At 60.5% G+C, this 10,375-nt stretch carries 11 protein-coding genes and 1 pseudogene; 7 read left to right on the top strand and 5 right to left on the bottom strand.

Going from position 1 to position 10,375, the window contains the following annotated elements:
- From NW815_RS08380 to NW815_RS08360, 5 genes and pseudogenes are all read left to right on the top strand, one after another.
- Positions 1 to 1,221 (top strand): annotated as a pseudogene (locus tag NW815_RS08380) (glycoside hydrolase); the annotation flags it as partial.
- Between the two features lie 27 nt (positions 1,222 to 1,248).
- Complete coding sequence (pip, locus tag NW815_RS08375; RefSeq protein WP_414329348.1) at positions 1,249 to 2,199, top strand: prolyl aminopeptidase; 951 nt, start codon at positions 1,249 to 1,251, stop codon at positions 2,197 to 2,199.
- A gap of 240 nt (positions 2,200 to 2,439) precedes the next feature.
- Positions 2,440 to 2,979 carry a PDZ domain-containing protein gene (locus tag NW815_RS08370; protein WP_414390315.1) on the top strand — a complete coding sequence of 180 codons (540 nt, stop codon included), beginning with the start codon at positions 2,440 to 2,442 and terminating at the stop codon, positions 2,977 to 2,979.
- A 31-nt stretch (positions 2,980 to 3,010) separates the two neighbouring features.
- Positions 3,011 to 3,319, top strand: coding sequence for a hypothetical protein (locus NW815_RS08365; RefSeq protein ID WP_414390318.1), 309 nt, complete (start codon positions 3,011 to 3,013; stop codon positions 3,317 to 3,319).
- A 5-nt stretch (positions 3,320 to 3,324) separates the two neighbouring features.
- On the top strand, positions 3,325 to 4,920 hold the full coding sequence (locus tag NW815_RS08360; protein WP_414415899.1) for a hydantoinase B/oxoprolinase family protein: 1,596 nt from the start codon (positions 3,325 to 3,327) through the stop codon (positions 4,918 to 4,920).
- Here NW815_RS08360 and NW815_RS08355 read toward each other — a convergent pair.
- Positions 4,857 to 5,249: a thioredoxin family protein gene (locus tag NW815_RS08355; protein ID WP_041437173.1), complete on the bottom strand. Its 393-nt coding sequence runs from the start codon at positions 5,247 to 5,249 to the stop codon at positions 4,857 to 4,859. The genes NW815_RS08360 and NW815_RS08355 overlap by 64 nt on opposite strands.
- 34 nt (positions 5,250 to 5,283) lie before the next feature.
- Positions 5,284 to 6,024 (bottom strand): NnrU family protein, encoded by a 741-nt coding sequence (locus NW815_RS08350; protein WP_414350228.1) that lies wholly within the window; start codon positions 6,022 to 6,024, stop codon positions 5,284 to 5,286.
- 65 nt (positions 6,025 to 6,089) lie between these two features.
- Between NW815_RS08350 and psb27 the strand changes: the two genes are divergently transcribed.
- Complete coding sequence (gene psb27, locus NW815_RS08345; protein WP_414350230.1) at positions 6,090 to 6,491, top strand: photosystem II protein Psb27; 402 nt, start codon at positions 6,090 to 6,092, stop codon at positions 6,489 to 6,491.
- 224 nt (positions 6,492 to 6,715) lie between these two features.
- Positions 6,716 to 7,180: a YHS domain-containing (seleno)protein gene (locus tag NW815_RS08340; RefSeq protein ID WP_414390813.1), complete on the top strand. Its 465-nt coding sequence runs from the start codon at positions 6,716 to 6,718 to the stop codon at positions 7,178 to 7,180.
- Positions 7,181 to 7,204: 24 nt separating this feature from the next.
- On the opposite strand, the gene NW815_RS08335 is transcribed toward NW815_RS08340, so the two are convergent.
- The 3 genes from NW815_RS08335 to NW815_RS08325 all read right to left on the bottom strand — a co-directional run bounded on the left by NW815_RS08335 (position 7,205) and on the right by NW815_RS08325 (position 9,856).
- Positions 7,205 to 8,020: a sensor histidine kinase gene (locus NW815_RS08335; protein ID WP_414390810.1), complete on the bottom strand. Its 816-nt coding sequence runs from the start codon at positions 8,018 to 8,020 to the stop codon at positions 7,205 to 7,207.
- Positions 8,021 to 8,107: 87 nt separating this feature from the next.
- Positions 8,108 to 8,995 (bottom strand): peptide chain release factor N(5)-glutamine methyltransferase, encoded by an 888-nt coding sequence (gene prmC, locus NW815_RS08330; protein WP_414415898.1) that lies wholly within the window; start codon positions 8,993 to 8,995, stop codon positions 8,108 to 8,110.
- Positions 8,996 to 9,007: 12 nt separating this feature from the next.
- Positions 9,008 to 9,856, bottom strand: coding sequence for a Tic22 family protein (locus NW815_RS08325; RefSeq protein WP_414387907.1), 849 nt, complete (start codon positions 9,854 to 9,856; stop codon positions 9,008 to 9,010).
- Positions 9,857 to 10,375: the final 519 nt, after the last annotated feature.

Below are 10,375 nucleotides of genomic sequence, written 5' to 3'. Positions count from 1 at the left end.
GGGGATCTGGCCATCGTCTTTCGGGATCACCGCCTTTCGGATTTGATCGGCTTCAGCTACAGCGCCATGCCCGCCGATGCTGCCGCCAAAGATCTCATCGGCCATCTGGAGAGCATCCGCAACCGCCTGCCCCAGGAGCAGCCCTGGCTGGTGACCATCGCTCTGGATGGGGAAAACTGCTGGGAGTACTACCCCCAGGATGGCAGGCCCTTCTTGGAAAACCTTTACACCCGCCTCAGCCAGCACTCCTCCCTGCGGCTGGTGACCGTTTCGGAGTTTCTGGATCAGTTTCCGCCCACCGAGTTTTTGCCGGCAGAGCAGCTGCACAGCGGCTCCTGGATCGAGGCGGACTTCACCACCTGGATTGGGGATCCCGTCAAAAACCGCGCTTGGGAGCTCTTGGCTCAGGCCCGTCAGGTGATTCAGGATCATCCCCGCGCCAATCCCCAAGCCTGGGAAGCCCTCTGGGCCGCCGAGGGATCCGATTGGTTCTGGTGGTTTGGGGCAGGCCACTCCTCCGCCCATGATGCCGTTTTCGACCAGTTGTTTCGGGAGCACCTGCAGGCGCTCTACACTGCTTTGGGAGAGGCGGTGCCGACCGTGCTGCAATTTCCCCTGGAGGATCATGACGGCCTAGGGGATCGTCTGCCGCAGGGGTTTATCCACCCGGCCATCAACGGTCGTCCGGCAGAACGGGAGTGGAGCCAAGCGGGGCGGGTGGAGATTGGAGCGGCCCGAGGCACCATGCACCGCAACAGCGCCGTTCGCCGCCTCTGGTACGGGTTCGATCACTTCAACCTCTACCTGCGGCTGGATTTTAACTCGGTGGTGCAGCGGCCCAGGCAATTGCTGGTGCTGTGGTTCTATCCCAACCGCGTCACCGTCAACAGCCCCATTCCCCTGCAGGGATTGCCGGCAGAAGCCCCTCTCAACTACCACTACCGCCACCTGTTGCGGTTGTCACTGCCGCCTCCCGGCACCGGCCAGCATCCGGCGGAGGTGCAAGCCCAGCTCTTGCAGGCAGGGGAGTACCACACCTGGCACGCCATCGGCCATCAAGTGAAGGCGGTGGTGGATGCCTGTTTGGAGGTGGCCATCCCCTGGAGCAATTTGGGCGCCCAGCCGGGTCAGGAGCTGCAATTTGTCATCCTGGCTGCCGATGGCGAGACCTTTCAGGAAGGGATCCCGCCCAAGGCCACCATTGCCCTGCGCAGACCCTGAGAGTGATGACCAGCAGAGCTTCAAGTTATGTCGCGCGATCTCTATCCCCCCATCGAGCCCTACGATCAAGGCTTTCTGGCGGTTTCCTCCCTCCACACCCTGTACTACGAGCAGTGCGGCAACCCGGCAGGCAAGCCGGTGGTGTTTTTGCACGGGGGGCCTGGAGGTGGGATCGATCCCATCTACCGGCAGTATTTCGATCCCAGCCGCTGGCGGGTGGTGCTGTTCGATCAGCGGGGCTGCGGGAAAAGTCGCCCCTATGCCGAGCTGCGGGAGAACACCACCTGGGATCTGGTGGCGGATATCGAGAAGTTGCGCCAGCATCTGGGCATTGATCGCTGGTTTGTGTTCGGGGGCAGCTGGGGCAGTGCCCTTGCCCTGGCCTATGGGCAAACCCACCCCCAATCCTGCCTAGGGTTTGTCTTGCGGGGCATTTTTCTCTTGCGCCCTTTTGAGCTCCGCTGGTTTTACCAGTCGGGGGCCGGCTACTTTTTCCCCGACGCTTGGGAACATTACCTGGAGCCGATCCCTCCCGAAGAGCGGGATGACCTGCTGGCAGCCTACCACCGCCGCCTCAACGACCCAGATCCCCAGGTACGGCTGAGGGCAGCTCGCGCCTGGTCCGTCTGGGAGGCCAGCACCAGCAAGTTGATCCCCAGCCCAGAGCTCATCGAGCGCTTTGGTCGAGGAGAGTTTGCCGAGGCCTTTGCCCGCATTGAGTGCCATTACTTTGTCCACGGCGGTTTTTTGGATCCGGAGGATCAGCTCCTCAGGGGGGTGGGACGGCTGCGGCATCTGCCGGCGGTGATCGTCCAGGGGCGCTACGACGTGGTGTGCCCGCCCATCTCTGCTTGGGAGCTGCATCAGGCTTGGCCAGAAGCAGAGTTTCGGATGATCCCCGATGCTGGCCATTCCATCACCGAGCCCGGAATCCGCACCGCCCTCCTGGAAGCCACCGATCGCTTTGCCGGTTTGTGAGCCCCGCCGAGCCAACCCAGTGCTGCCAGGGATCCCAAGACCTTGAAGAATTGCTACAGGAAGGCCGGCAAAACCTTGGGATCCAGCCCAGAAGCACGGCCAAGCCTATCGACAGTTGGCGATTTTGGGTTTATCACTGAGGGAGGGGCGGTGCAAGCTGCCCACACCTGGCTGGTGCATCCACCCAAGTGCTTCGCGGATTCAAGCTCATTTCTACTTCACCGTTTCCAGGGTCGAACCATGCAGAAACCAACCCATCTGTTCAAGCTTGCCCTAGCCCTGCCCATCTCCTTCTTGCTGGCAGATGCAGTTGTGGCCTACCCCTGCGACTCGGTTGGGGGTGAAGCTTACAACAACCACGGCTCCACGGTTCAGGTCAGCAGCGACGCCAACAGCTTCGGGGTTCAGTGGTCGCCTGCCTCCTATGCTGTCGGCAACGGCTTCATTGGAGTTGCCATTGAAACGGTGAACGGCGAGCAAGCCCAGAGCGCCATCAGCCGTCGTCTGTTCGGCCCCGCACTTCGAGTTCAGGGGGTGCAGGTGGTCGGCTTGCTCCAGGATGGTCCTGCTCAACGAGCCGGTCTGGCCCAGGGCGATATTTTGATTGGAGTGGATGGGCAGCGGGTCACCTCCGTGCAACATGTGCAGCAGATCATCCAAAATACCCCGGTAGGCCAATCGGTGCCGATTACCTTCCGCCGTGGTGAGCAGGTGCTGTCAACGGTGGTTGTGGTGGGGGATGGCCGGGTGTTGCGCCCCTTGATGCTGCAGCAGCAGTGAGCCTTGTCGGGATCCCTACCCGGAGCTCTCTGTGAATGCCAATTGGAGTTCGGGATGGGCTGTCTGGGCAGTTTGCGGCCTCAACGGCTTGCTGTTTTTGGCCCTGGTTGCTCTCATTCCTGTCATTTTGAAGCTGCGCTCGGCTCTTGGGGTCACAGAGCAGGCCATGGCCGATTGGCGAGAAGCAGCTCAACAGGCCTTGGCTCCCACTCCCGCTGAGTTGCTGCGTCTGCGGGATCGTCTGCGCGAGAATCGCCGTACCCTTGACCGCTGGCAGCGTCGTTTGCAGTTCTGGCAAGGGATCCGCAGGGTGGCCGTTTGGCTGGGGCGTAGGCTTTGAGGGATATGGATAGCAACTATCCTGTCTCCAATCCCATCCGGTTGCAGGTCATGGCCAACGCTCTGGCGGGGATTGCCGAAGAGATGGGGGCGCGCCTCATCCGCGGTTCATACTCGGCCAACATCAAGGAGCGGCGGGATTGCTCCACAGCTCTGTTTGACTCGCAAGGGGCCTGTATTGCCCAGGCGGCCCACATCCCGGTGCATTTGGGCGCCCTTTCGCAGGCGGTGCGAGCGGTGGTGGCAGCCAACCCGCGACCCGGAGATGTGTTTCTCCTCAACGATCCCTACCAGGGGGGATCCCATCTGCCGGACGTTACGGTGGTCGCGGCCATTCCCGGCTGGAGGGATCCCGACCGGATTTGCGCCTATGCTGTGAACCGTGCTCATCACGCTGATATTGGAGGGATGCGCCCTGGCTCCATGCCCGCCGACTCCACAGAACTTTGGCAAGAGGGGCTGGTGATCCCGCCGGTACGGCTGGCTGGGCTCTCTCTAGAAGGAGAGTTGTACTGGCAGGAGGATCTGCTGCGCCTAATCCTGGCCAATGTGCGCAATGCCGAGCAGCGGCGGGGGGATCTGCAGGCTCAGGTGGGGGCCAGCGCAGTGGGGATGAGCCGGTTTCGGGAGTTGCTGGCCCGCTTTGGAGAAGAGGAAGCTTGGCAGTTGATCGCAGGGGTCATCGAGTACAGCCGCCGGCGGATGCGGGCGCAAATTCAGGCTCTGCCCGATGGGATCTACACGGCTGAGGATTGGTTGGAGGGCTACGGGGATCCGCCCGCGCCCCTTGAGATTCGGGTGCAGGTGGAAGTAGAGGGCGAGAAGCTGCGGGTGGACTTCACCGGCACTGCTCCGGCCATGGCGGGAAACCTGAACGCGCCCCTGGCCGTCACCCGCTCGGCGGTGTTGTTTGCCCTGCGCTGTCTGTTGGATCCCACGGCCCCCAGCAATGTCGGCTTGGAGGATCCCATCGAGATCGTGGCGCCGCCCGGCTGCTTGGTGAATGCCCAGTTTCCGGCAGCAGTGGTGGCGGGCAATGTGGAAACCTCGCAGCGCATTGCCGATGTGGTGTTCAAAGCTCTGGCTCCCGTGGCCGGATTGCGGAGCATCGCTCAGGGGCAGGGCACCATGAACAACTGTGTGCTGGGCAACCGCCACTTCACCTACTACGAAACCCTGGGAGGTGGTCAGGGGGCCAGCCGGCAACGACCGGGTTTGGACGGAGTGCATGTGGGCATGAGCAATACCCTCAACACCCCCATCGAGGCTCTGGAGCTGGAGTATCCCCTGCGGGTGCTGCGCTACGAGCTCCGCCAGGATTCCGGCGGCCATGGTCAACAGCGGGGCGGCTGGGGACTGATCCGATCCATCCAGACTTTACAAGATTGCACCCTCTCCCTGCTCACAGACCGGCGCCACTATGCCCCCCAAGGAGAACAGGGGGGTGGGCCAGGCCAGGTGGGGATCAACCTCCTCAACGGGGATCCCTTGCCTGGCAAAATCAGCCGCTCCCTAAAAGCCGGCGACGTGATCACCCTCTACACGCCGGGCGGCGGGGCTTGGGGCTCAAACGAGGATGAGCAGGCTCCCGAACCCAGGTAGCGCAGGTGGTCAAGAAACAACTGCTCGCAGCGGCGAAGCACCTCATCGCGGCTGGCGAAGTGCTCCAGCCTTTGCACTTCTTGACCTTTCTCAAACAAAATTAGGGTTGGCAAAGAGCGCACCCGATAGCGGCGCGGCAGCCAAAAATTGTCGTCTACATTCACCCGCAGTACTTTGACCGCCCCTCCCCACTCGGCTACGAGACGGTCGGTAATCGGCTGAATGAAGCGACACAGGCCACACCAAGGGGCGCCGAAATCCACCAAAACCAACCCATCACTTGTCAAAAGTTCTTGATTAAAAGCATCTAAAGCAACTTGCAAGGCCATCACTCCCAAACTAAAGAAGTTCTTTGGGATCATGCTACCAGGCAACTTGGCTGGCTGCAGAAACCATTTGGGGATGGAAAGCATAAAGAATCAATACAAAGCTGAATACCCCCAGATAGGCCCAGCGAAAAAACTCTTGGGGGCGCAGTTGCTGTCGCTTCTGCAGAATGGCCAAGCCGGGGATCACGGAGGTGCGCGCCTTGAGATCGCGGAAGGCCTGCCCGTATTTCCGCTCCAGGCGGTGATCCCCATGCCAAACGGCAAACAGGTGGTAGGCAATGAGCCCAAGCGAGGTCACCGCCATAAAGCTGGAGCCAATCCACAGGGAATGGGCCACACACCAGATCACCTGGCCCACCATTTGGGGATGACGGGTGATGCGGATGATCCCGGTTTCAAACAGGTGGATCTCCGGCTTGCGAATGGCGGCGATCTCCAGCAAGTTGAAGGTGGCCGGATACAAAAAGAAAAAAGAGAGGGCAGACAAAAGAGCAACGGTGGTGCGGATGCCCGGGACGGCTTGGAGATCCCAGAGAATCACCCCGTCGTAGCGGTGGTTGAAAAAATAGATGAGCAACAGCGGTGCCAAACTGAGGCTCACCAGAGCAAAGAAGATGCGGTACAGACGGGATCCCAGCCGGCTTTCCCCCCAGGGTCGCAAGTAGGCCAGTCCGCTGTGAGCACAGGCAAATCCCAAGATTAGGGCCAGCATTGTCCAATGGGATCCGTACTGGCCCAGCTTCTGCAGAAAGTCGCTGAAGGGGGTGAACAGCATCTTTTGGGTGACTCCTCTGGTGTTGCTGTGGCTTATGCTTAAAAGTAAGTTACATTAGGTTCCCCATGCTCAAAACTTTTTTTCTGCGTCTTGTCAGCCTGCTCCTGTCTGTAGCCCTTTTGCTGGGCTCAGCGAGCTCAGTTGCTCAGGCTGCCCGTCTCACCGGCAAGTATTACGAAGACAGCATGACCCTGATCCAAACCCTACGCACCGTCCTTTCAGAAGGGGATCCCCTGATGAACCCGGAAGAGGCGCGAGCGGAAGCCATGCAAGCCATCCAGGAGTTTTCTGGGCGCTACCACGGCCATCGCTACGACAAGCTGCAGTCTTTTACCACTTTGCGCACGGTGTTTAACACGCTGGCCTCCCAGTACCGCACTTCCAGTCGACCTCTCAACCCCGAAAAGGTGGAGCGGGTGCTAATGCAACTGGATCGGGCCGAATTGGCCCTGCGCCGAGAAGGTTGAGCTTTTTTTAGATTGGATCTCCCCGATCCAAATCACAGGCAAATTTCCCCGCTGCGGCCAGACTGTTCCCAGTCCGCAGAAGCCAGGGTCTTCTCAGGTCTCTTTTTGAATCTGAGAGGAAGGGCGCAGTGCTTTTCTGGAAGTGGAGGAGATTTTTATCTCGATTGAGGATTGGGGAGGTCGTGATGGTCAAAAATCGTTGGGTTTTGCTCTCGCTGCTGCTGATGGTTGGGGCTGTTGCTTCTCACCCAGCTTGGCTCCTGTCTCGCCCAGCCCAAGGACAGGTCGTTGGGGCTGTCGAGGAGGGATCCCCGGGCCCCTTTTTTGCAACGGATGGCCTGGCCCTGCGGGGCTATGACCCGGTGGCCTATTTCATCGACGGCAAGCCGGTCAAGGGATCCCCAGCGTATGAATGGGAGTGGGGAGGGGTAACCTGGAGGTTTGCCAGCGCCGAGAATCGGGAGCGGTTTCGCAACGACCCAGAGCGCTTTGCCCCCCAGTACGGCGGGTTTTGTGCCTGGGCCGTGGCCCACAACTACCTTTACCCGGTGGATCCCTTTGCCTGGAAAATCGTCGATGACAAGCTGTACCTGAACGCCAACCGGCGGGTACAGCGTAACTGGGAGCGCGACATCCCCGGCTTGATCAAGAGGGCAGATGCCAACTGGCCAGCTTTGAGAAGCCGATAGGCCCAAGTCCCTCTGGCCTGGGGTTCAATGGGCGAGGCGCAGGGTCACCTTGATGCCAACTCGGTAGGGGCCGCTTTCGCAGAGTTCCAGCTGGCCTCCCATTTCTCTCAGGAGCCGCTCGCTTACCCGCCAGACGGCACAGCCCTCTGTTTGAATGGGCACATGGCATCGCCCCTCAAGGTTCCACCCCAGGCACAGTCGCCCCTCTTCTTCTGCGGTGGGATAGGGGTGCAAAGCCATCGAACCGTAGCGTAGGGTGCGGATGCCCCAGCGACACACTCCCAGCAGCGCCTGCACCAAGCCGTGGGGATCCGCCCAAACGGTGAGGCTGTCGGGGAGAAGGGGCACCTCAAAGGCCGAGGTGGGTTGTAGGGCCGGCCATTCGTAGCGAATGCCCTGATCCTGGGCCTGTAGGCGAGTTAGGCTGTACACATCCTGCAGGAGGGGGCGTAGTCGGGTCGGTTCCGGTCGCAGAGGTTGGATGGGCAGGTCATGGCGAGCCAGGCGGGTGTATTCCTCAAGCAGCTTGATCAGGCGCTCTACCGCCTCTTTGGCACTTTGCAGGTATTCCCGCTCCTCTTCGGGAGAGTCACATAGATCCGACAACACCAACTGCAGGGATCCCATCTGGCTGCTGAGGGGATTGCGCAGCTCATGGCCGATGCTGACGAGCAACTCTTGTTGAAAGGCTCGCATCACCTCAGAGCGTTCAAAAGCAAACTGCCAATCCACGGCCCCTTGCCCGTCGGCAGGGGCGGCCTGCTGTAAGGGTGGGTCGGGTTTGGCTGTAGGCGAAGGCTCCCTCAAGAAGTGCTCCTGGCGAAGGACAGGGGATCCCATCCGTGCTCAGATCTCTGGGCTCGGAGCTTTAAGTTTTGGACAGTTCCGGCTCCGGCGATACCCCATCTTATGGGATCCTACCCTTTTCTATCCGACGAAGTGGGCGCTGACCACCCGTTCAACCCCGGCCAGATCTCGGTGAACTTGGATCTGCCGATAGCAGCCTCTAGCTTGCAACTGCTCCGCCACCCAAGGGGCTTGGCCTCGCATCACTTCCACCGCCCAAAAGGAGTTCGGGGCCAGGTAATCCGGTGCTGCTTGAATCAACAGTCGCAAGTGGGCTAGGCCATCTTCTCCGCCATCCAGAGCCTGTCGTGGCTCGTGCAGTCGCACCTCTGGCATGAGCGAGGCCAGCTCGGCAGAGGGAATGTAGGGAGGGTTGGAAACCAGGCCGCGCAGCTGCCCCCGCCAGGGATCCAAAGGCACAAACCAGGATCCCAGCAGCAAGTTCACCCGCTCCTGCAGATGGTGGGCTGCCACATTGTCTGCTGCAATAGCCAAGGCCTCTGGGCTAGAATCCACGGCCAGAAGCCGCAACTGGGGGTGCTGATGGGCCAACGCAATGGCAATCGCCCCGCTGCCTGTACCCAGGTCGGCAAAACAGGATCCCGGCGGCAGAGGATTGGCCTGTAGCCAAAGGGAAGCCTGCTCCACCAGCAGCTCGGTCTCCGGGCGTGGGATCAGCACCGCCGGCGTCACCCGCAAGCTCAAGCCCGCCCACTCAACTTTGCCCAACAGGTACTGTAGGGGGATGCGCTCTTCCACCCTTTGCCGCCAAAGGGCCTGCACCTCCTCCAGGGGATCCCCCTCCCCAGCCGGAGCGCGACCCATCAACCGCTCCAATGGCCCCCACCCCAGCCGTTCCCTGAGCAAAATCTCCACTTCCTCGGCAGGGATCCCAGCCGCTTTTGCCGCCCTCAGGGCTTGGGCACGCCACTCTGTTAACCGCTTCACCAGAGCAGACGGGGATCCCATCAGGGGCTTAGGTTAACGCTGAGGCTGGGGACTTGCAGAAGGATTGGCAGGCCGGGCCAGGGATTGGATATACTCCAGCGCCGAGCGAGAGGGGATAAAAGCGATCTTCTGCACATCGGCCTGTGCGTCGGGAGCCAACATGCGCTCCACCACAATGGCCAGCGAGGTCACTTCAATCTGGGTCTTTCCAACTACATCCGGGTTCTGCGCTGCCGCCCGATCCAAGGCCCTCCGCAAATCGTTGCGGTCGAAGAAGAAGGGCACCACCTCATGGCCATCCTGCTCGATGGTCAGCAGCCCCTCTCCGGAGCGGCCATAGAACAGAGGCACGCCGATTGCCTCCGGGGGCACATCTTGTCCGGTTTCCTTCAGCACCTGCTTGGCTGCTTCCACATCAGAAGCCCGAGGCACCACCTCAAAATACAGGTCACTATTCTTGGCGCGCTCCTCTTCCGATTTTTCGTAGGCATACCCCAGCGAGAGAGGCACCACCCGGGCTTGACTGGCTATCTCGGGGTTGCTGGCTTTCACCTGCTCCAACATTTGTTGGGCCTGGGCCTGATCCAGCCAGAAGGAAACCACTTGGATGGTGCGGCCATCCCGCTCCACATTGGCGACAACGGGGGTGCCGTTCTGAGACACGATGGCAAAAACAGGCACCAGATTCAGCCGTTCCGCCACCTCTTGCCGGCTCATGGGGCCTGCCGCAGCCTGAGCCAGTAGAGCACTCTCCTGAGCCCAAACGGGAGTTACAGCCAAGCCCCCCCAAGCTGTTCCGATCAGGATCCCGGCTACGCCGCCCACCTGAGCTGCACAGCGGCAGAGGGAGCGCACAGGCGATACTACATTACAACGCGTCATTCTCATCTCAACTCCCGGCATCGCGCCTTGTTCTGGTTGCTATGGGGTCAGCTTCCTAAGTACTAACCAACAGCCTGGGGCAAATCAAAAGCTGCCTAGATTAAACCCGCTCAACAGGGCTTAGGCTAGCGATGCGGCACACTCTCAGCCTTAGGATCCCGGTTGGCCATCGCTGACAACACCCCGGCACACCTATCTTGAAGAGCGCTCTTGGGCCACCCTAGAAGCCAAGGCTAGAACATCTGCTCGACCTCTGTCGAGGGGCAAAGCCCCTATTTTGGGTGGGGATCCCGCATCACCCAATACTATATACGGAGTCGCATACAACTGATCCACGCTAGATGCAGATCCCTCCGAGGGTTGTGTACCCAGCTCTCCCATAAAACGCTGCCTATTCCAGCCTTGTTCGGCGGTGTCCTGATGTAGCCGCGCAAACGTGGCAGCTGCTGTTAACTTTTGTTAAGATAGGGGTGCGAACTCACAGCTGTAGGGAGCATGACTCTAGTCAATAATAAGCTC

Source organism: Synechococcus sp. R6-7 (genome assembly GCF_047461695.1).
Taxonomy (GTDB): domain Bacteria; phylum Cyanobacteriota; class Cyanobacteriia; order Thermostichales; family Thermostichaceae; genus Thermostichus.
Note: the sequence above shows the minus strand (reverse complement) of the source record. Positions and strands in the feature narration are given on the sequence as shown.